The sequence below is a fragment of the Halorubrum sodomense genome, from assembly GCF_900111935.1.
Taxonomy (GTDB): Archaea; Halobacteriota; Halobacteria; order Halobacteriales; family Haloferacaceae; genus Halorubrum; species Halorubrum sodomense.
The window spans coordinates 52,370-70,801 of sequence record NZ_FOYN01000005.1 but is presented as its reverse complement, the minus strand read 5'-3'; the positions used below and the strand labels follow the sequence as shown (position 1 = coordinate 70,801).

General features: G+C 71.7%; 21 protein-coding genes and 2 tRNA genes. 14 read left to right on the top strand and 9 right to left on the bottom strand.

Features of this window, described 5'->3' with window-relative positions:
- Nucleotides 1-143: 143 nt before the first annotated feature.
- Nucleotides 144-217: transfer RNA gene (locus BM286_RS14515), tRNA-Tyr, on the bottom strand.
- A gap of 162 nt (nt 218-379) precedes the next feature.
- On the opposite strand from BM286_RS14515, the gene BM286_RS14510 reads away from it, so the two are divergent.
- Nucleotides 380-1,249: a hypothetical protein gene (locus BM286_RS14510; RefSeq protein ID WP_092924090.1), complete on the top strand. Its 870-nt coding sequence runs from the start codon at nt 380-382 to the stop codon at nt 1,247-1,249.
- A gap of 93 nt (nt 1,250-1,342) precedes the next feature.
- Complete coding sequence (locus BM286_RS14505; RefSeq protein WP_092924087.1) at nt 1,343-1,933, top strand: NAD(P)/FAD-dependent oxidoreductase; 591 nt, start codon at nt 1,343-1,345, stop codon at nt 1,931-1,933.
- Nucleotides 1,934-2,000: 67 nt separating this feature from the next.
- Here BM286_RS14505 and BM286_RS14500 read toward each other — a convergent pair whose 3' ends face one another.
- Together BM286_RS14500 and BM286_RS14495 are read right to left on the bottom strand one after the other, a co-directional pair.
- Complete coding sequence (locus BM286_RS14500) at nt 2,001-3,641, bottom strand: succinic semialdehyde dehydrogenase (RefSeq protein ID WP_092924084.1); 1,641 nt, start codon at nt 3,639-3,641, stop codon at nt 2,001-2,003.
- A gap of 47 nt (nt 3,642-3,688) precedes the next feature.
- The gene (locus BM286_RS14495) at nt 3,689-4,708 is read right to left on the bottom strand and encodes an AI-2E family transporter (protein ID WP_092924081.1); all 1,020 of its coding nucleotides are present in this window, start codon (nt 4,706-4,708) and stop codon (nt 3,689-3,691) included.
- A 140-nt stretch (nt 4,709-4,848) separates the two neighbouring features.
- Here BM286_RS14495 and BM286_RS14490 point away from each other — a divergent pair, with 140 nt between their 5' ends.
- The 4 genes from BM286_RS14490 (at nt 4,849) to BM286_RS14475 (ending at nt 7,771) form a co-directional block, all read left to right on the top strand.
- Entirely contained in the window at nt 4,849-6,039 is a 1,191-nt protein-coding gene (locus tag BM286_RS14490; RefSeq protein ID WP_092924078.1) for an aminotransferase class I/II-fold pyridoxal phosphate-dependent enzyme, read from the top strand.
- Nucleotides 6,039-6,323 carry a hypothetical protein gene (locus BM286_RS14485; RefSeq protein ID WP_092924075.1) on the top strand — a complete coding sequence of 95 codons (285 nt, stop codon included), beginning with the start codon at nt 6,039-6,041 and terminating at the stop codon, nt 6,321-6,323. The genes BM286_RS14490 and BM286_RS14485 overlap by 1 nt, the downstream gene beginning before the upstream one ends.
- Before the next feature lie 198 nt (nt 6,324-6,521).
- On the top strand, nt 6,522-6,899 hold the full coding sequence (locus tag BM286_RS14480; protein ID WP_092924072.1) for a translation initiation factor IF-5A: 378 nt from the start codon (nt 6,522-6,524) through the stop codon (nt 6,897-6,899).
- A gap of 5 nt (nt 6,900-6,904) precedes the next feature.
- Nucleotides 6,905-7,771 carry an agmatinase family protein gene (locus BM286_RS14475; protein ID WP_092924070.1) on the top strand — a complete coding sequence of 289 codons (867 nt, stop codon included), beginning with the start codon at nt 6,905-6,907 and terminating at the stop codon, nt 7,769-7,771.
- 26 nt (nt 7,772-7,797) lie between these two features.
- On the opposite strand, the gene BM286_RS14470 is transcribed toward BM286_RS14475, so the two are convergent.
- Both BM286_RS14470 and BM286_RS14465 read right to left on the bottom strand, forming a co-directional pair.
- Nucleotides 7,798-8,049: a SelT/SelW/SelH family protein gene (locus BM286_RS14470; RefSeq protein ID WP_092924067.1), complete on the bottom strand. Its 252-nt coding sequence runs from the start codon at nt 8,047-8,049 to the stop codon at nt 7,798-7,800.
- 98 nt (nt 8,050-8,147) lie between these two features.
- A complete protein-coding gene (locus BM286_RS14465) occupies nt 8,148-9,773 on the bottom strand; it encodes an amidohydrolase (RefSeq protein ID WP_092924064.1) in 1,626 nt (541 codons plus the stop codon).
- A 104-nt stretch (nt 9,774-9,877) separates the two neighbouring features.
- Here BM286_RS14465 and BM286_RS14460 point away from each other — a divergent pair, with 104 nt between their 5' ends.
- Complete coding sequence (locus BM286_RS14460) at nt 9,878-10,327, top strand: universal stress protein (protein ID WP_092924061.1); 450 nt, start codon at nt 9,878-9,880, stop codon at nt 10,325-10,327.
- A gap of 13 nt (nt 10,328-10,340) precedes the next feature.
- On the opposite strand, the gene BM286_RS14455 is transcribed toward BM286_RS14460, so the two are convergent.
- Nucleotides 10,341-11,288 carry an alpha/beta hydrolase gene (locus BM286_RS14455; protein ID WP_092924058.1) on the bottom strand — a complete coding sequence of 316 codons (948 nt, stop codon included), beginning with the start codon at nt 11,286-11,288 and terminating at the stop codon, nt 10,341-10,343.
- A gap of 49 nt (nt 11,289-11,337) precedes the next feature.
- Here BM286_RS14455 and BM286_RS14450 point away from each other — a divergent pair, with 49 nt between their 5' ends.
- On the top strand, nt 11,338-12,720 hold the full coding sequence (locus BM286_RS14450; RefSeq protein WP_092924055.1) for a DEAD/DEAH box helicase family protein: 1,383 nt from the start codon (nt 11,338-11,340) through the stop codon (nt 12,718-12,720).
- Between the two features lie 15 nt (nt 12,721-12,735).
- Here BM286_RS14450 and BM286_RS14445 read toward each other — a convergent pair whose 3' ends face one another.
- A complete protein-coding gene (locus BM286_RS14445; protein ID WP_092924052.1) occupies nt 12,736-13,629 on the bottom strand; it encodes a DUF7351 domain-containing protein in 894 nt (297 codons plus the stop codon).
- Between the two features lie 119 nt (nt 13,630-13,748).
- Nucleotides 13,749-14,447: a uridine kinase gene (udk, locus tag BM286_RS14440; RefSeq protein WP_092924049.1), complete on the bottom strand. Its 699-nt coding sequence runs from the start codon at nt 14,445-14,447 to the stop codon at nt 13,749-13,751.
- Between the two features lie 181 nt (nt 14,448-14,628).
- Between udk and BM286_RS14435 the strand changes: the two genes are divergently transcribed.
- The 4 genes from BM286_RS14435 (at nt 14,629) to BM286_RS14420 (ending at nt 16,440) form a co-directional block, all read left to right on the top strand.
- Complete coding sequence (locus tag BM286_RS14435; protein ID WP_092924046.1) at nt 14,629-15,357, top strand: CBS domain-containing protein; 729 nt, start codon at nt 14,629-14,631, stop codon at nt 15,355-15,357.
- A gap of 86 nt (nt 15,358-15,443) precedes the next feature.
- Nucleotides 15,444-16,025 (top strand): GNAT family N-acetyltransferase, encoded by a 582-nt coding sequence (locus tag BM286_RS14430; protein ID WP_092924043.1) that lies wholly within the window; start codon nt 15,444-15,446, stop codon nt 16,023-16,025.
- Nucleotides 16,026-16,086: 61 nt separating this feature from the next.
- Nucleotides 16,087-16,160, top strand: a tRNA-Thr gene (locus tag BM286_RS14425).
- Between the two features lie 76 nt (nt 16,161-16,236).
- Nucleotides 16,237-16,440, top strand: coding sequence for a hypothetical protein (locus BM286_RS14420; protein WP_092924040.1), 204 nt, complete (start codon nt 16,237-16,239; stop codon nt 16,438-16,440).
- A gap of 98 nt (nt 16,441-16,538) precedes the next feature.
- Here the strand turns inward: BM286_RS14420 and BM286_RS14415 are convergent, their stop codons facing one another.
- Nucleotides 16,539-17,051: a CinA family protein gene (locus BM286_RS14415; protein ID WP_092924037.1), complete on the bottom strand. Its 513-nt coding sequence runs from the start codon at nt 17,049-17,051 to the stop codon at nt 16,539-16,541.
- Nucleotides 17,052-17,110: 59 nt separating this feature from the next.
- Between BM286_RS14415 and BM286_RS14410 the strand changes: the two genes are divergently transcribed.
- Together BM286_RS14410 and BM286_RS14405 are read left to right on the top strand one after the other, a co-directional pair.
- Nucleotides 17,111-17,782, top strand: a complete 672-nt coding sequence (locus tag BM286_RS14410; protein WP_092924033.1) for a class I SAM-dependent methyltransferase — start codon at nt 17,111-17,113, stop codon at nt 17,780-17,782.
- The gene (locus BM286_RS14405; RefSeq protein WP_092924030.1) at nt 17,779-18,384 is read left to right on the top strand and encodes a transcriptional regulator FilR1 domain-containing protein; all 606 of its coding nucleotides are present in this window, start codon (nt 17,779-17,781) and stop codon (nt 18,382-18,384) included. Before BM286_RS14410 ends, BM286_RS14405 begins: the two co-directional genes overlap by 4 nt.
- Nucleotides 18,385-18,432: the final 48 nt, after the last annotated feature.

Below are 18,432 nucleotides of genomic sequence, written 5' to 3'. Positions count from 1 at the left end.
CGACTGCGTCGGGGGGCGTTACGAACCTTGTTGAACTCCGATTTTTTCGGGCATCTTCTGAAAACGTGGCCTAACGGCTCACGTCTTCTACGGGCTGAAATCGCCGGTTCCGGGTTCCACCCGGAATCGGCGAGAAGTTGGTATCCGCCCTCCCCGAATTGAACGGGGGACAAGTCGATCTACAGTCGACTGCTCTACCAAGCTGAGCTAAGGGCGGTTACCGAAACGTAGCCGCTGGATCGGACTTAAGCGTTCCCTTTCAGAACCAGTGTGATCCGCCGTACCGCGGCGCCGATCGACCGACCCGGGCGCCGCGGCGAAGCCCTCGTGTCCGCGCTCGCCGCGCGGCAATTAAGTCGCTCGCGGCGGGAGCGGGGGCATGGCCGACGGCGACGACAGACAGGCGACGTTCGGGTCCGACGGAAGCCTCGAGACCGAGACGACGCCGGACGCGACGGGCGAGAACGACTACGGCGAGGAGAAGGGGCCGAACGAGACCGACGGCGGGTACAGTCGGTACGTCGTCTCCAGCCTCCTCCAGAAGGCGGTCAGGCGCTCCGACGAGGAGGTCGCGGCGTGGGCGGCGTGGGAGCTTGCCCGCTCGGGGTACGCCTGGAACCTCTGGGACCGCTTGAACCTCTACGTCGTCGAGGACCTCCGCGCGGGCGACGAGGTCGCGCTCCTGATCGAGCGCTACGAGGAGCTCGCGACCGAGCGCTGGGAGCCGGACGCGTGGAAGGGCCGCCTCTGTGCGATCCACGCCGCGCTCGCGGCCGCTCGCGCTCGCTCGACCCGCGAGGCGTCGAACGCGGACGCCTACTTCTCCGCGGTGGCCGAGATCCGCTCCGAGGCCCGCGAACGCGGCGAGGAACCCGCCCACGACTTCCCGGTCGGCGACCTCGAACCCGACGGGAGGTTCGACGCGGTCTTCGACGGCCACACCGGCGAGGGGTCGAAGCGGGGTCGCGGCACCCGGTTTTTCAAGACCCACGGCGCCCGCGTCGGCCCGGAGGGCGAAGACGAGCAGAGCGCGCGCTGGCAGCGGCTCGCGATGCTGCTCGACGAGGACGTCGAGTACGACGCCGCCGAGCTCGACCGGGCCGTCGAGCCGGTCGACTCCGAGGATCCGTGGGAGAGTCCGGAGTCGACTGGTGACGATTCCGAACCTGACGATCCCGGAGACGATGGGGCTGAAGACGACGATCCCGAAGTCGACGGAACCGGGTCGCTCACCGACTTCGCGGAGTGAGGATCGCCCGGTCCGTCAGCGCCGTCGACGGTCCCGTCCCTGTCGATCCCCGCTTCCGTCAACCCTTATGACCCGGGCCGCGTAAGTGGGCCCATGACAAACGTCGCAATCGTCGGCGGTGGACCCGCCGGACTGAGCGCGGGACTGTTCGCGAGCAAGAACGGACTCGACACCGTCCTCTTCGACACGGACGGGACGTGGATGCACAAGGCGCACCTGTTCAACTACCTCGGCGTGGGCTCTATCGGCGGCAGCGAGTTCATGGCGACCGCGCGCCAGCAGGTCGACGACTTCGGCGTCGACCGCCACCAGGGCGAGGAGGTCACCGGCGTCGAGTCGGCCGGCGACGGCTTCACGGTCTCGACCGAGGAGGGCGAGTACGACGCCGACTACGTCGTCCTCGCCACGGGCGCGAACCGCGACCTCGCGGAGGAGCTGGGCTGCGAGTTCGACGACGACGACACCGTCAGCGTCGGCGTCTCGATGGAGACCAGCGTCGAGGGCGTCTACGCGACCGGCGCGATGGCCCGCGCCGAGGAGTGGCAGGCGGTCATCTCCGCGGGCGACGGCGCCGCCGCCGCGCTCAACATCCTCTCGAACGAGAAGGGCGAGCACTACCACGACTTCGACGTGCCCGACACCGCGGCCAGCGTGTTCGGGGACCTGCGCGACGACGGGGAGTAGGCGCGACGACGGGGAGTAGGGGACATTTCGGCGCGCCCTCCCGCGCGAGCAGCGCGACCCGTTCCGTTCAGCGACGCGACAGCCGACGACGAATTCTCCTCGTCGCTCGACGCGTCCCGCGAGCGGCACGCATCGCCGCGAACGCGCCGCGGACGAACCAGTCGGCCGGGATCCGGTCGGGGAAGGTCAGCGGGCCGACCCGCGAGACGCCGACGGTCCGCGTCTCCGTGTAGCGCTGAATCCCCTCCCGGCCGTGCCGACGCCCGAGCCCCGAGTCGCCGAACCCCCCCATCGGCGCGTCGACGGCGCCCCACGTCGCGAGGAACGCATCGTTGACGTTCACCGTGCCGCAGTCGATCTCGCGGGCGAGCGCCGCGCCGCGCTCGCGGTCCCCGGTCCAGACGCTCGCGTTCAGGCCGTACGGCGAGTCGTTCGCGGCCGCGACCGCCGCGTCCGCGTCCGGCACCGGCGTCACCGCGACGACGGGGCCGAACGTCTCCTCACAGGCGACCGTCGCGTCCGGGTCGACGCCGGTCAGGATCGTGGGGTCGTAGCAGTACGGCGCGACGTCGGGGCGAGCTCGCCCGCCGGTCTCGACGGTCGCGCCGCGCTCGCGGGCGTCAGCGACGTGCGACTCGACGCGCGCCAGCTGGTCGGCGTCGACGAGGGAGCCGAGGTCGGCGTCGTAGTCGTAGCCGGTCCCGAGCGTCAGCGTCTCGGTCTCGCGGACGAACGCGTCGAGGAAGGCGTCGTACGCGGACTCGACGACGTAGATCCGCTCCGCCGAGAGGCAGAGCTGGCCCGCGTTCGAGAAACAGGCCTGGACCGCGCCGCGGGCGGCCTCGTCGACGTCGGCGTCCCCGAGGACGACGAGCGGGTTGTTGCCGCCGAGCTCCAGCGAGCAGCCGATCAGGTTCCGCCCCGCGCGCTCGGCGATCGTCCGCCCGACCGACGTGCTGCCGGTGAACGCGACGTAGTCGACCGCGTCGATCAGCGGGGGGCCGACCTGAGGGCCCTCGCCGGTGACGACCTGGAAGAGGCCGTCGGGGAGGCCGGCGACCTCCAGTAGTTCGGAGCACAGGAGGGCGCCGTACGGCGTCTTCTCGTCGGGTTTGAGCACGACCGCGTTGCCCGCGGCCAGCGCCGGGACCGCGTCGGCCATCGACAGGGTGAGGGGGTAGTTCCACGGCGAGATCACGCCGACGACCCCGACCGGCTCGCGGGTGACCGTCGCCGTCGCGATTCCGGGCGCGACGCCCCGCCGCCGCTCCGCAGCGAGCGCGTCTGGCGCCTCGCCAGCGACGTACGCGCAGCCGGTCGGCACGTCGAACACCTCCTCGACCGCGGTGCGCCGGGACTTCCCGGTCTCGACCTGGAGGATGTCGAGCAGCTCCTCGCGGCGCTCCGCGACGAGGTCGCCGAACCGCTCGACGATTCGGGCGCGCTCCGCCGCGGGCGTTTCCGCCCACTCCGCCTGCGCGTCCCGGGCGCGCTCGACCGCGGCCTCGACGTCGCCCGCGTCGCAGGCCGGGACGCTCCCGATCCGCTCGGCGGTCGCCGGAGCGAACACGTCGATGCGGTCGCCGCGGTCGCTCGCGTCGTCGTCCGCGGGCCGCGAGCGCGTCACGCGCTCGGTGAGGCCGTCGAGCCGTCGGGGCGTGAGGGTCGGCGCGTTGCCGACCGCAACGGGGGGATCCGTCGGGGGCATCAGATACCGAACGGACGGTCGGCCGAGGCAAAGCCGTGCCGGTCGGGCTACTCGGCCGCGTCCGCGGTCCCGTCGGCCGACTCCGTCGGGGCGTCGGTCTCGGAGAGCATCTCGATCACTTCGAGCAGCAGCGACACGACGAGCGGGCCGACGATGACGCCGATCGCGCCGAGCGTGAGGATCCCGCCGACGAACCCGACGAAGTACAGCCCCGGAGAGATCTTCCCGGTCCAGTCGGCGAGCTGGGTCCGGATCACCGCGTCCGGGACGAAGCCGATGACGACGATCCCGATCACCAGCACGGCGACCGCGCGTCCGGTCTCGCCGACGAGCGCGTCTCCGGCCCCGAGCGCGACGACGAGGACGCTCGGGCCGAGGACGGGGATGAACTGGAGGATCCCCGCGATGACGGCCAACAGGACCGGCGACCCGTACCCCAGCGTCCAGAACACCCCGAGCGCGAGGACGAACGTCCCCGCCGCGGTCGCGGCCTGAAGCACGTAGATCGAGTACAGCGTCCGCCGCGTGCGCTCGTGGAGCCGGGTCGGGATGTCGTGGTACGTCGCCGGGACGACGCCGAAGAGCGCGGTCCCGACCGCGCCCGGCCGATACAGGATCCCGTACACTAGGAAGGTGAACACGATGAGCTGTAAGACGAGCACCGGCGCAGCGCCGGCGACCCCGAGCGCGACGTCCCGGATGAACGTCTCGGCGGCCGCGACGTACGGGGCGACCTCGACGGTCGTCTGGAAGCCGCCGACGCTGATCGGGACGGCGTCGGGGATCTGTCGGAGGATCGCGATCAGCTGCGACCGACGGCGGTACAGCGCGTACAACAGCGGCGCCACGAGCAGGGTTGCGCCGAGGAAGGCGACCGCGGTGGTGGCGGCGCACGCGATCCGCCGCGAGAGGCCGTGACCCACGAGCTGCTTGCGAACCGGATAGAGGACGTACGCGACGGTGACCGCGAACACGACCGTCCGCAGCACCTCCGCCAGCACGACCGCGGCGAGGGTGGCCGTGAGGACGAGCAGCACGCCCAGCAGCCGTTGGCGGTTGATACCCATGCTCCGACGTCTCGATCCCCGAGGATAGTCGTTGGGGTGCGAGCGCGGACGTCGGTCCGTGCGCCGGTGAGCGACGGCGCCGGCGGCAGTGAGTCGCCGGCAACCACAGCACCTAACCTCGCGCCCGCCCGAGAGCCGGTATGCGCATCGACCCGTTCGGCCTCGAACGCTGGTTCGCGGAGCACGAACACGAGGCCGACATCATGCTGGCCGAAAGCGGCATCCGGTCGCTCGACGCGGACCGGTTCGACCTCGACCCGGGGAAGCTCGGCTACGTCATCCCGACGAACGGCGACCCCGAGTTCCGGGCGTCCGTCGGCGATCGCTACGACCGCGCCGCCGACGAGGTGCTCTTCACCTGCGGCACGCAGGAGGCGAACTTCCTGACGTTCCTCTCGCTGCTCGGCGACGAGGGCCCGGTCGACGGGGGGGCGGGGAACGGAAACGGGGCCGACGCCCCGCCTTCCGGCGTCGGCTCCGGCACCCACGCGGTCGTCGTCACCCCCACCTATCAGGCGCTCCACGCCGTCCCGGACGCGTTCGGCGGCGTGAGCCGCGTCGAACTGGAGCCGCCGGAGTGGGAACTGGACCCCGAGGCCGTCGCTGACGCCGCCCGCGACGACACCGCCGTGATCGTCGTCAACAACCCGAACAACCCTACCGGGCGGTACCACGACGAGGCCGCGATGCGGGCGGTCTACGACGTCGCCGTCGACCGCGACGCCTACCTGCTCTGCGACGAGGTGTACCGCCTGCTCGCCGAGGACCCGCAGCCGCCGGTGGCGAGCTACGGCGCGCACGGCATCTCCACCACGAGTCTCACGAAGGCGTACGGCCTCGCCGGACTTCGCTTCGGCTGGATCGCCGGCCCGGAGCCGGTCGTCGAGCGCGCGTGGCGCTGGAAGGACTACACCACCATCTCGCCAAGCCTCTTCGGCCAACACGTCGCGAAGCAGGCGCTCGGCCGACGCGAGGACCGCATCCTGTCGGAGAACCGCGAGCTGGCGACTGACCACCGCGAAACGGTCGCGGAGTGGGTCGACGACCACGACCTCGACTGGCTCGACCCCGTCGGCGTCAACGCGTTCGTAACCGTCCCTGAGGGCTTCGCGGACGCCGAGGCGTTCTGTCGGACGGTCGTCGAGGAGGCGAGCGTCGTCCTCGCGCCCGGCGGCCTGTTCGGGTTCCCGAATCGGTTCCGGATCGGGTTCGGCCTCCCGACCGACGAACTGGAGGAGGGTCTCGACCGGGTGAGCCGCGTGATCGAGGCGGCCGACGGCGTCGACGCCGCCGCCGACCGCGCGACCCCCGAAAGCGGGGGTGACGCCTGATGGGTCTGCTCGGTGACCTCAAAGACGACGTGGTCGGCTTCGTCCGCGACCCGACCGACGAGCAGAAGGTGCTGTTGGTGGCGTTCGTCGCCATCGCGGTCGCGGACCGCGCCCTCTACTTCGTCGACTTCCCGTTCGTCGTCCGGACGACGGCCGCGGTCGGCGTCGGCTTCATCGTCATGTTCCTCGTCAGCTACCTGTACACGGGAGGGCTCGTCCCGCCGGACGGGAACGTCGACGACGACGACGAGCCGGAGGAGTACGTCGACGAGCTCGACCCGTAGACCGGTTCCTCGGGCCCGGTCCGGCCGCCGCGGCTCTCTCGGCCGTTACGTCGCCGCGGCCGTCACCGTCACACCCGACGGTCGACTTCACCCCTCCGCCCCGCTCTTCCGCCCCGTGACCGGGCGTGAACGCCGCTTCGAGCCGCGTCCCGACGGCGTTCCAAACCGTTTATACACGCGCCGCGGGAAGTAGCGCCTATGCCGCGAGAGCAGAAGCAGGTTCGCGAACTCCAAGAGGGCAGCTACGTGATGATGGACAGCGCGCCCTGTAAGATCAACCATTACAGCACCGCCAAACCCGGAAAACACGGCAGCGCCAAGGCCCGCGTCGAGGGGAAGGGCGTCTTCGACGACAAGAAGCGCTCGCTCTCGCAGCCGGTCGACGCGAAGGTGTGGGTCCCGATCATCGAGCGCAAGCAGGGACAGGTCGTCAACGTGAGCGGCGACGAGGTCCAGGTGATGGACTTAGACACCTACGACACGTTCACGATGCGCATCCCCGAGGGCGAGGAGTTCACCTCGGACGACAACATCGAGTACCTCGACTACGAGGGCCAACGGAAGATCATCGGGTAGCCGGCATGTTCCCCGGGGCGACGACCGACCGCGAAGCTGCTTCCTACGTGGTCGTCGGCGCTCCGCTCGACGCCACGACCACTTTTCAGCCGGGTACCCGGTTCGGACCGGACCGAGTCCGGCGATTCGCCGAGAGCTGCGACGACTACGACCGCCGCACCGACAGTCGCTTCTCCGCGCTGGGCGTCCACGACGCGGGCGACGTGCGCCCGTGGGACGACGTGCCGGCGTACCTCGACCACCTCGCCGCCGAACTGCGGAGCGTCGCCTACGACGACGCGGTCCCCCTCCTCGTCGGCGGCGAACACACGGTCACCTACGCGGGCGTCGACGCCGTCGACCCCGAGGTCCTCGTCGTCTGCGACGCCCACCTCGACCTGCGCGAGAGCTACGACGGAAGTCCGTGGAACCACGCCTGCGTCACGCGTCGGTGTCTCGACGACCTCGGCGTCGACCGCGCGGTGATCGTCGGCGCCCGGACCGGCTCCGAGGCGGAGTGGGACCGCGCGGCCGACGCCGACGTGGAGGTCGTCGCGCCGGAGGACGCCCGCGGGTGGCTCGACGCGCTCGACGGCGGGCCGCCGTTCGACGCCGACGACCCGCCGTTCGACGCCGACGACTCCGTCTACTGCTCGGTCGACGTCGACGCGCTCGACCCCGCTTACGCTCCGGGAACCGGGACGATGGAGCCGTTCGGGTTGGAGCCGCGGGAGGTCCGCGACTTGGTCCGGGCGGTCGCGCCGCGCGCCGACGGGTTCGACGTCGTCGAAGTGAACGATCGCGACGACGGACAGGCGGCGGCGGTGGCGGGCAAACTGCTGCGGGAGTTCGCGTACTCGCACGCGAGCGCCCGCGACGACGGCTCCGGGTGAGAGCCCCCGCGCGGCGGAACGGAGCGCTACGACACCTCGGAGAGCCGCCGCCGCGCGGCGGTCACCGCCTCCATCGCGTCGATCCACTCGCGGGGGTCGGTACACCAGATGCGGTCCCCTTCGACGCTGACGCAGAAGACGGAGTCGCCGGAGGGAGACAACGTGACGCGGTCGACGTCGGGGCGGTCGCCGAGATACGCGTCGATGAGCCGTCGGGCGGTCTCCGCCTCGGACCGGAGGCGGTCCCCCGCGGCGTACTCGATGGCTATCTCTGTCATGCGCACTACTTGGAACTACACGATTAATAACTACTGTTTTCTGGCAGCGATTGCGCGTTTCGCCGTCGACCCTCGTCGGGCCACCCGAACCCGCCGACTCACCGCCCGTCGAACACGACCTCGCCGTCGACGACCGTCAGCGCGACGTCGACCTCGTCGATCGCGTCGTCGTGCTCCCACGGCGACGCGTCGAGCGCGACGAGGTCGGCCCGCTTTCCCGGTTCGATCGTGCCGAGCCGGTCCTCGTCGAAGCCGGCGTAGGCGGCGCCGCTCGTGTACGCGCGCAGCGCCTCGGTGACGGTGAGCCGCTGCGCCGCCGCGGGGGCGTTGACGGCGTGGTGGACGCCGAACAGCGGGTCCATCGGCATCCCGTCGGAGCCGAACGCGAGTCGGACGCCGGCGTCGAGCATGTCGCGGTAGCGGTTCGTCTCCGCGGTGCGCTCGGGCCCCAGTCGCTCCTCGTAGAGACCGCCCTCCCGCGCCCACTTCAGGAAGTTCGGCTGGACGCTCGCGACGACGCCCGTCTCCGCGAGTCTCCCGATCGCGTCGTCGTCGGCCAGTTCGACGTGTTCGACCCGGTGGCGAGCGTCGCCCGCGTCGGTTCGGGAGGCGTCCGCGTAGGCGTCCACCACGGCGTCGACCGCCTCGTCGCCGATGGCGTGGGCGGTGAACTGGAAGCCGGCGTCGGTCGCGTCCGCCACCGTCTCGTTCAGCTCCTCGGGGTCGACGACCCACTGGCCGGTCTCGTCGGGCGCGTCGGCGTACGGCTCCGAGAGGCGCGCGGTCCGGCCGCCGATACTCCCGTCGGTGTACGACTTGATCGCGCCGGTCTCGACCATCTCGCTTCCGGCGTTCGTCGCGAGGCCGACCTCCCGGACCGCGTCGAGGTGGTCGCTCCAGTAGTTGATCCGGACGCGGGCGGTGAGCTCCCCTGCCGCGTCGAGATCGCGGTAGACGCGGGGGGCGTGCGAGTCTCGGACCATGTCGTGGAAGGCGGTGACCCCGCGGGCGGCGCAGCCTTCGAGCGCGGCCTCGACGATGTCGCGCGTCTCGGACGGATCCGGTTCGACCGCCCGGTAGATCGGGTCGATTGCGGCTTCGAGGAGGACTCCGGTCGGCTCGTCGTCGTCGTCGGTCGGCACCGTCCCGTCCGGGGCGGCCGCGAGGTCGTCCGCGAACCGGTCGAGCGCGACGCCGTTGACCGCGGCGACGTGCATGTCCTCGCGGAACGCAGCGACCGGTCGCTCGGTCGAGACGCGGTCGAGGTCCGCGCGGGTGAGGTAGCGAGCGTCGGCCCACGTCGACTCGTCGTAGCCGTAGCCGAGCACCCAGTCGTCCGTCCCGTCCCCCTCGTCTCCCTCCTCTCCCGTCGCTTTCGCCACGCGTTCCACTTCCGACGCGCGCTCCGCGAGCAGGTCGACGGCCGCCTCGGGCGAGTCGGCGGCCGAGAGGTCCGCGTGGACGAGGTAGCGACCGACGGTGGTCAGGTGCGTGTGCGCGTCGACGAACCCGGGGAGGAGGACGCGCCCGTCGAGGTCGACCACGTCGGTGTCGACGCCCGCGAGCAGCTCCACGTCGTGCGTCCGGCCGGTCCGGACGATTGCGCCGTCGCGCACCGCGACGGCCTCGTGAACCGCGTCGCCGTCGTCTGCGTCGCCGTCGTCCGGGTCCGCGAGCGTGTGTACCTCCCCGTTCACGAAGATCCGGTCCGCGGCCTCTGTCATGGGAATTCGGGGGGCACACAGCGTGTTAACCGTTCGGGAAACGGCGACCGCGCCGGTCGGGAACCGGCGACCGATTTATTCGCTCGCCCGACGAAGCGCCGCGTATGTACGACGATGTCCTCCTGCCCACCGACGGAAGCGTCGGCGTCGACCGCGCGACCGACCACGCGATCGACGCCGCCGAGCGCTACGACGCGACGCTCCACGTGCTCTACGTCGTCGACAGCGACGTGGTGAACGCCTACTCCGGCGACGAGTTCGTCGACGGCGCCGAGGGCGCCGAGGAGACGCTCGAAGAGACCGGACGCGAGGCGCTCGACGCGGTGGCGACACGCGCCCGTGAGGCCGGCGTGGAGGCGGTCACCGCCCTGCGGTACGGCGTCCCGCACGAGGAGATCCTCCGGTACGTCGACGAGGCGGACGTCGACCTCACGGTGATGGGGTCGAAGACGCGTTCCGGCGACTACCGCCGGATGCTCGGCTCCGTCACCGAGCGCGTCTCCCGGCAGTCCCCCGCCCCGGTGAGCATCGTGAAGACGACCGTCGACGCCTGAGTCCCCGCGACAGTCACAGATAGCTCCGCGCGTCCCTCGCGACCGCCTCCAGCGCCGCCTCCGCGGCGTCGACCCGGTCCGCGAGGCTACAGAACCCGTGCGCCATCGCCGGGTAGTGGCGGTGTTCGACCGAGGTTCCCTCGTCCTCGAACCGCTCCGCGAGCGCGACGCCGTCGTCGCGCAGGGGGTCGAACCCGGCGGTGACGACCGTCGCGGGCGGCAGGTCACCCAGGTCGGTCGCCCGGAGCGGCACCGCGTAGGGGTTCGCGGCGTCGACCGGACTGCGGAGGTACCGGTCGTAGAACCACCGCATGTCCCCCCGAGTGAGCAGGGGGCCGTCGGCGTTCTCCCGGTAGGAGTCCGTCTCGAAGTCGCGGCCGGCGATCGGATAGAGGAGCAACTGGCCGGCGGGGGTCGGTAGGGAATCGAACTCCCGGGCACGGAGCGCGGTCGCGACCGCGAGCGCGCCGCCGGCGCTGGTCCCCGACACGCCGATCCGGTCGGCGTCGACGCCGAGCGCGCCCGCGGTTTCCGCGACCCACGCGACCGCCGCGGCCGCCTCGTCGACCGCGACCGGGAACGGGTGTTCGGGGGCGAGTCGGTAGTCGACTGAGACCACGACCGCGTCGGCGCGGACCGCGAGTTCGCGGCAGATCCCGTCGACCGAGTCGAGCGTGCCGAGCGTCCACCCGCCGCCGTGGAAGTGGACGAGGACGCGAGGCTCCGCCGAGTCTTCAACGATGCCCTCGGGACGATAGGTCCGGACCGGTACCTCGCCGTGGGGCCCGTCGAACGCGAGGTCGCGGACGTCAGCCACGGGCGGCTCGGGCGGACCGGAGAACAGCTCGTCCTCTAAGCGTCGGGCGGCCGCGACGGAGAGGTCGCTCCACGCGGGCGGTCCCAGCGACTCGATCTCGTCGATCGCCGCGGCGAGGTCCGGGTCGAGTTCGGCCGCGCGCATGGCGGACCGAGGCGGTGGGACTTTGTAAGTCGGTCGGCAACTCCGGGCGATGGACGTCCGGTTGACCTACGAGGACGCGACGATCCGGGTCGACGCGGACGCCGACCTCGCGCCCGACGCGCTCCCGCCGCTCCCGGGCGTCGAGACGGACCCGCGTTCCGGGACGAGCCGCGCGCCCGCGTACCGCTACGCCGAACTCCGTCGCGCGCTCCGGGTGGCCGGGATCGGCGTCGAGGACCGGGTGCTCGACGCGAGCGACCGCGCCGCCGAGGCGGCCGGGCTGCCGGACGCGCTCCTCACCGACTACGAGCTCCGCGAGTACCAGCGCGAGGCGCTCGACGCGTGGCGCGACGCCGGCGAGCGGGGGGTGATCGAGCTCCCGACCGGCGCCGGCAAGACCGTCATCGCGATCCGCGCGATGGTCGAGGTGGGCGTCCCGACGCTCGTCGTCGTCCCCACGGTGGACCTGCTCGACCAGTGGCAGCGCGAACTGGAGCGCGAGTTCGACCTCCCGATCGGCCGGTTCGGCGGCGGCGAGCAGCGCCGGGAGGCGATCACGGTGTCGACGTACGACTCCGCGTACCTGAAGGCCGACGGCGTGGGCGACGCCTTCGGGTTCGTCGTCTTCGACGAGGCCCACCACCTCGGCGGCGAGGGCTACCGCGACGCCGCCCGACTGCTCGCGGCGCCCGCGCGGCTCGGCCTCACCGCCACCTTCGAGCGTCCGGACGGCGCCCACGAGGCGGTCGCGGAGCTGGTGGGCGACCGCGTCTACGCGCTCGGCGTCGACGACCTCGCGGGCGACCACCTCGCGCCCTACGACATCCGGCGGATCGAGGTGGACCTGACCGACGCGGAGCGCGAGCGCTACGAAGACAGGCAGGGCACGTTCGTCGAGTACGTGCGCGACGCGGGGATCACGTTTTCGAGCGGGAGCGACTACCAGGAACTGGTCAAGCGGTCCGGCAACGACCCGGCGGCCCGGGAGGCCCTCCTCGCGAAGCAGGACGCCCGCGAAATCATGATGAACGCCGACCGCAAGGTCGACCGGCTCGCGGAGATCCTCGACCGTCACCGCGACGACCGCGTGATCGTGTTCACGGCCCACACCGACCTCGTCTACCGGCTCTCCGAGCGCTTCCTGCTGCCCGCGATCACCGCCGAGACGGGCGCGAAGGAACGCCGCGAGATCCTCGAACGCTTCCGCGACGGCACCTACGGCCGCGTGGTCGCCGCAAACGTCCTCGACGAGGGCGTCGACGTTCCCGACGCCAACGTCGCGGTCCTGCTCTCCGGGTCGGGCAGCGAGCGCGAGTTCACCCAGCGGCTCGGCCGCGTGCTTCGCCCTAAGGAGGACGGCGGGCGGGCGACCCTCTACGAGCTCGTCAGCGCCGAGACCGCCGAGGAGCGGGTGGCGAGCCGGCGGCACTGACCGGTCCCTGTGATCTCACTCGACGGCGTGGTCGCGCTCGCGACGTTCGTACTCGACGACGGACAGGGACTCGTCCAGGCGGAGCGTCAGCGCGGCGTCGGCCGTTTCGACGGTCGTCTCGACCCGGAGTGGGTCCTCCCCGACGACCCGTTCCGTGGCCTCGATCAGGGGGTCGAGCTCCCAGAGCGGCGTCTCGCGGAGGTCGATCCCCGCTTCGTGGAGCAGCGACACGACGGCCGGATGGTCGAGCACGACGCCGGTGACGAGCGAGTACGCGACGTGTCCGCACAGTTCACAGGAGAACGTGACGCTCCAGTCCTCGTGTAACTGCCCGTCGTCGTCGCGGTGGAACTCCGCCTCCAACGGACCGCTACAGTACAGACAGAAACCGCGGTTCAGCCGCTGAATCTTGGTCAGAAGGTGCTTTCCCAGCAGGGTTTCGAGCTCGTCGGAGTCGGCCGCCGCGACCAGCGCCGGCGGCGCGTGCATGTCGGCCTCGTGGTGTCCGCAGTCGCGACACTCGACGTGCATCTGCCCGCCCTCGTACCGCAGGGAGATGGGTCCGCCGCACTCGGGGCAGTCTCGGACCGGGCGCGGATCGACCGCGGTCTCCATGTCGGTCAACGCCCCCGAGAACGCCGCGCCCACGACCCGCCGACCCGCGGCCGTCAGCTGGTACTCGCCGTCGGCCTTGCGGACGAACTGCGGGGTGAGCTGGTCGAGGTGGTAGTTGAACTGCCCCGAATCGCGGACCCCGGACGCCTCGCGGAGGTCGGCGAACGAGGCCGACCGCTCGCCGGTCCCGGTCGTCAGGTCCCACAGCGCTCGCAGGACGGCGAAGCGCGTCTCGCTGGCGACCAGACTGAACGCCTCGTTGGGGTCGACGGATCGGCCGCTCCCCTCGCTCATAGCCGCTCATTCGCGTCGGTTCCTATCAGCGTTTGGGGATCACGGGGTCGCGATACCGGTATCCACGGAGTCTCTCCCCGGGTCCGGCGGCGAGCCGTGCGCGGGCGAGGCCGGCCGGGTCAGTCGTCGCCGTCGACGTCGAGCGAGCGCTTCTCGCCGAGCTCCTGTTCGAGGCTGCCGCGCTCCCAGCTGCGGACCGCGTCGCCCTCGACCTCGGCGCGGAGCTTCTCTTCGAGGAGGTTCACGGCGACGCTGTTGGCGCCCTCCGGGATGATCACGTCGGCGTGCTTCTTCGACGGCTCGATGAACTGCTCGTGCATCGGCTTCACCGTCGAGAGGTACTGGTCGATGACGCCCTCCAGGTCGCGCCCGCGCTCGATGACGTCGCGCCGAATCCGCCGCAGGATCCGCACGTCGGCGTCCGTCTCGACGAACAGCCGGAGGTCCATCATGTCGTTTATCTCCTCGTCGTACAGCGCCAGGATTCCCTCCAACACGATCACGTCGGTCGGCTCGACGGTGACGCGCTCGTCCTTTCGGTTGTGGATCTCGAAGTCGTACTGCGGCATCTCGACGGACTGTCCCTCCAAGAGGGCCTCGAGGTGTTCCCTGAGCAGGTCCCACTCGAACGCCGAGGGGTGGTCGTAGTTGACCTCCTGGCGCTCCTCGAACGCGAGGTGCGAGAGGTCCTCGTAGTAGTTGTCGAGCGGGATCCGGGTGACGCTGTCGCCGAGGTCGCGGGTGACGAGTCGAGAGACCGTCGTCTTCCCGGCGCCCGTCCCCCCCGCGATCCCGATCACGAACGAGGGAATGACCATACCGACGTTCGAACGTCGGAGGGTTTGAACGCTCCCTTTTTGTCCTCGCGCGTGGTTCTCGCCACCGCCGAGCACAGGGCGTCTCTCGCCCGAGCGTGCGAACCGATCGCATGCGTACGGCCGGCGCGAATAAAACGCTACCGGGGGCACCTTTTAGCCGGTCGGAGCGGATCCGAGTCATATGCGAACAGACACCACGGTCCGTGACGTGATGCACCGCGAGTTCCTCGGCGTCAGCGAGTCGGACTCGCTCCCGGAAGCGGCCGCGCTGCTGGTCGACGAGGAGACGAACTGCCTGGTCGTCGTGCGCGGCGGCGAACCGGTCGGACGGCTGGAGGCCCGCGACGCGCTCGACGCGCTGCTGGACGCGACCGCCGTCGGCGGCGGAGCGGACGGGGCCGCGGACCCCGCCGACCGCACCGTTGCCGACGCGATGGGCCCGCCGCTGCCGGCGGTGTCGCCGGACGACTCGCTGGCGTCGGTCGAGGAGCGCCTCGTCGCGGAGGGCGCCGACCGAGTGGTCGCCGTCGACGAGGGAGAGGCGGTCGGCGTCGTCACGGACGGCGACGTGCTCGCCGCCGGCGCTCCGCGAACGGGGACCGGGACCGACGGCTTCGGCGAGGAGACCGCGACCGGCGAGCCCCGGCCGGACGGAACGGTGCCCTCGGCGACCGTCGCGGACTCCGACGCGGAGCGTGGCGCCGGAGCGTCGATAGAGCCGGAGGCGGTAGCGGGCCGCGACGGGACCGCGTCGCGCGGCGGGGCCCCCGACACCGACGGCTCCGAGGCGGTCGCGGGAGCGTCGATCGGGGCCTCCACGCAGGGCGTCTGCGAGAACTGCGGCGCGCTCGTCCCCGACCTCGTCACCGCGAACGGACAGGCCGTCTGTCCGAACTGTCGCGAGATCTGAGTCGCTGACCCGACGCTCGACGCGCCGACGGCGCGGTCGATTCCTCGGGCGGCAGCCTCAACACGCCGCGAGCCGAAGCCGAACGCATGGCCGAGACGGACGCCCGAATCGAACCGGCGACCGCCGACGACGTCGACGCCGTCACCGACATGTGGGTGGCGCTCGCGGCGAGCCAGCGCGAGTACGGCGCCACGCTCCGCGCCGAGGCGAACCGCGCGACGGTCCGCGAGTGGGTCGCGGGGTCGGTCGTCACGGGCGACCTGCTCGTCGCTCGGGACTCGAAACCGGACGGGTCCGCCGTCGTCGGCTTCGTCGGCTTCTCGCTCGAACGCGGGGACTACGAGCGCGACGCCGTCCGCGGCACCGTCAGCAACCTCTTCGTGGTGCCGGAGCGACGCGGCGAGGGGGTCGGCGCGGCGCTGCTCGACGCGGCCGAGCGCGCGCTCGACGAGATGGGCGCCGAGCGAGTGGCGCTGGAGGCGCTCGCCGACAACGACCGCGCCCGAGCGTTCTACGCGGACCGCGGCTACGACCCCCACCGCGTCGAACTGGCGAAGTCGCTGGGAGACGAGGGCGGTGACGCCGACGACTCGGGCGACGAGAGCGACGACGCCGAGGGCGGCGACGGCCGCGACGAGGACGCCGAATCCGCGGTCGAAAGCGACTGACGCCGGCCGGGTTCGCGGAAAGCGACACGCACTCATAGGAGGACCGAGTACGGCCGCACGCGCCAGGGGAGCATGGGTGGGTCATGCACTCGACTTGTAATCGAGACTTCCGGGGTTCAAATCCCTGCCCTGGCTTCGAACGGCGTGGTCGCCCCGCTCCACGACTCCTTCCGCGGAAATTTCTTAAGTACCCGCGACGCGCACGTCGGGTATGGACCCGTCGGACCGCGCGCTGCTCGGCGTGGCCGGAATCGTCGGCGCACTCGTGGCGGCGATCGCGTTCGCCGCCGGCGCGCTCTTCGGCTTCGACGGGTCGGTCACACGGCCGCTCCGCCTCCTCGCCGTCGAACCGCTCACCTGGATCGTGATCGCCGCGCTGCTCGTCGCGGTCGTCGGTAACGCCTACATCGAGTGACGACGAGCGCGGCGCCCCGCGTGACTCCCCGCCGCGTGACTGCCTGCTGATGTCGGTGTCGGACGCCTCGCGGACGCGTGTCGGTCGAGGGTCGCGTCTCAGCCGTCGACATCTTCGATCGCCCGGACGAGCGCGTCGAGCGCGCGCTCGGCCGCGGATCGCTTCACCGCGTCGCGGTCGCCGTCGAGGACCGCCCGCTCGGTGCGAACGAACGACGCCTCGGTGCCCCACGGGGCGGCGTACGCGACGCCGACGTAGACGAGTCCGACCGGCTTCTCGTCGGTCCCGCCCGTCGGCCCCGCGATACCGGTCGTCGCGACCGCCCAGTCCGCGTTCGCTCGGTCGCGCGCGCCGGCCGCCATCTCGCTGACGACCGGGTCGCTCACGGCGCCGCTCGCGTCGAGCGACTCGCGGGAGACCCCGAGTAGTTCGCGCTTGGCGTCGTACGAGTAGGTCACGAATCCGCGGTCGAAGTAGTCGCTCGCGCCCGGCACGTCGGTCACCCGCGACCCGACCAGCCCGCCCGTGAGCGACTCCGCGGTCGCCAGCGTCTCGTCGCGGTCGCCGAGGATCGCGTTCAGGCGTTCGGCGGGATCCGTCGCGTCCTCCATACCCCCGTTCCGAGCGAGGCGCCCCTGAGGTTTACGCCCCGGCGCGCCGAAGGGCGACCGTGACCGACACCGACTGGGACGAGCGCTTCGCGTCGGGCGAGTACCCGCGCGCCCCCGAGCCGTCCCCCGTGCTCCGCGCGTACGAGCCGTCTTTTCCCGAGGGCCGCGCGCTCGACGTGGCCGCCGGGACCGGGCGCAACGCGGTGTTCCTCGCGGACCGCGGCCGCGACGTCGACGCGCTCGACGCCTCGGCGGAGGGACTCGGTATCGTCCGCGAGCGCGCCGCGGAGCGCGGGATCGGCGGCCGGATCGAGACGATTCGGGCCGACGTGTCGACGTACGAGTTCCCGACCGAGACGTACGACGTGATCGCGATGAGCTACTTCCACACGCTCGATCGGTTCGCGGACCTCGTCGAGTCGCTCGCGCCCGGCGGGTACCTCTTCGTTGAGGGCCACCTCCGGTCGGCGGAGCCGTCCCCGTCGGGACCGAGCGGCGACCGCTACCGCTTCGCGGCGAACGAGCTGCTCCGCGCCGGGCTCGGGCTGAGCGTGCGTTACTACGACGAGACGACCACGGAGCGCCCGGGCGACCGCCGCCGCGCGACGGCTCGACTGCTCGCACGGAAGGCGACGGGCGGCCGGCAGTCGTACCCGACGCGCCCGGAGGCGCCGGACCGGTGGCCGAGTGAGGGACACGACTCGACCGACGCGGACGGGCGGGACGCGTGAGCGACGACGACTCCGGGTCGCCCGCGGCGGTCCTCCGGTCGTTCGTGTCGCGCGCGGTCGACGCCGACCCCGCGGACCTCGCCGGTCGAATCGAGGTCGTCGAGCGCGGGAGCGGGTCGGAGGCCGTCGACGCGGCCGGGGACGCCGCCGCGACTCCGGCCGGACGACTGGCCGAACTCGTCGGCGAGGCCGACAGCGTCGTCGCCGTCGTCCCGCGGTTCGACGCCGACCTCGCCCGACGGCTGAACGCGTCGCCGGCGGCCGGAGGCGACGAGACGGACGGGGAGAGCGACCAGGAGTTCCGGGCGAGCGCGCCGCGGGCGGTCCGCGTCGCGTTCACCGGGTCCGCGGCCGACCGCCTCTCCGGGGCGGCGGGGTCGATCGTCCGGCGTGCGCTCGTCGACCGCGGCGTCGACGCGTACCGTCACGAGGGGGAGTCGCCGGTGACGGTAGCCCTCGTCGACGACCGCGCGGTCGTCGGGCTGACGGACGGAGACGGGGTGGCCGCCCTCCTGTGGACGGACGACCCGTCGGTCCGCGAGTGGGCGGCCGCGACCTGTCGGCGCTACCTCGACGCCGCCGAACGGGTGACCGGCGCCTGAGCGGACCCGAATTCGGTCGGACGCGACGATCCCCCGTTCCCTTTTGAG

Excerpts from the sequence above, each read along its gene's own strand:
- BM286_RS14475 (WP_092924070.1), top strand. The coding sequence starts at position 6,905 with ATGTTCCCCGGGGCGACGACCGACCGCGAAGCTGCTTCCTACGTGGTC.
- BM286_RS14465 (WP_092924064.1), bottom strand. The coding sequence starts at position 9,773 with ATGACAGAGGCCGCGGACCGGATCTTCGTGAACGGGGAGGTACACACG.
- BM286_RS14455 (WP_092924058.1), bottom strand. The coding sequence starts at position 11,288 with ATGCGCGCGGCCGAACTCGACCCGGACCTCGCCGCGGCGATCGACGAG.
- BM286_RS14420 (WP_092924040.1), top strand. The coding sequence starts at position 16,237 with ATGGACCCGTCGGACCGCGCGCTGCTCGGCGTGGCCGGAATCGTCGGC.
- BM286_RS14490 (WP_092924078.1), top strand. The coding sequence starts at position 4,849 with ATGCGCATCGACCCGTTCGGCCTCGAACGCTGGTTCGCGGAGCACGAA.
- BM286_RS14500 (WP_092924084.1), bottom strand. The coding sequence starts at position 3,641 with ATGCCCCCGACGGATCCCCCCGTTGCGGTCGGCAACGCGCCGACCCTC.
- BM286_RS14445 (WP_092924052.1), bottom strand. The coding sequence starts at position 13,629 with ATGAGCGAGGGGAGCGGCCGATCCGTCGACCCCAACGAGGCGTTCAGT.
- BM286_RS14450 (WP_092924055.1), top strand. The coding sequence starts at position 11,338 with ATGGACGTCCGGTTGACCTACGAGGACGCGACGATCCGGGTCGACGCG.
- BM286_RS14415 (WP_092924037.1), bottom strand. The coding sequence starts at position 17,051 with ATGGAGGACGCGACGGATCCCGCCGAACGCCTGAACGCGATCCTCGGC.
- BM286_RS14485 (WP_092924075.1), top strand. The coding sequence starts at position 6,039 with ATGGGTCTGCTCGGTGACCTCAAAGACGACGTGGTCGGCTTCGTCCGC.
- BM286_RS14495 (WP_092924081.1), bottom strand. The coding sequence starts at position 4,708 with ATGGGTATCAACCGCCAACGGCTGCTGGGCGTGCTGCTCGTCCTCACG.
- BM286_RS14480 (WP_092924072.1), top strand. The coding sequence starts at position 6,522 with ATGCCGCGAGAGCAGAAGCAGGTTCGCGAACTCCAAGAGGGCAGCTAC.
- BM286_RS14505 (WP_092924087.1), top strand. The coding sequence starts at position 1,343 with ATGACAAACGTCGCAATCGTCGGCGGTGGACCCGCCGGACTGAGCGCG.
- BM286_RS14510 (WP_092924090.1), top strand. The coding sequence starts at position 380 with ATGGCCGACGGCGACGACAGACAGGCGACGTTCGGGTCCGACGGAAGC.
- BM286_RS14460 (WP_092924061.1), top strand. The coding sequence starts at position 9,878 with ATGTACGACGATGTCCTCCTGCCCACCGACGGAAGCGTCGGCGTCGAC.
- BM286_RS14435 (WP_092924046.1), top strand. The coding sequence starts at position 14,629 with ATGCGAACAGACACCACGGTCCGTGACGTGATGCACCGCGAGTTCCTC.
- udk (WP_092924049.1), bottom strand. The coding sequence starts at position 14,447 with ATGGTCATTCCCTCGTTCGTGATCGGGATCGCGGGGGGGACGGGCGCC.
- BM286_RS14470 (WP_092924067.1), bottom strand. The coding sequence starts at position 8,049 with ATGACAGAGATAGCCATCGAGTACGCCGCGGGGGACCGCCTCCGGTCC.
- BM286_RS14430 (WP_092924043.1), top strand. The coding sequence starts at position 15,444 with ATGGCCGAGACGGACGCCCGAATCGAACCGGCGACCGCCGACGACGTC.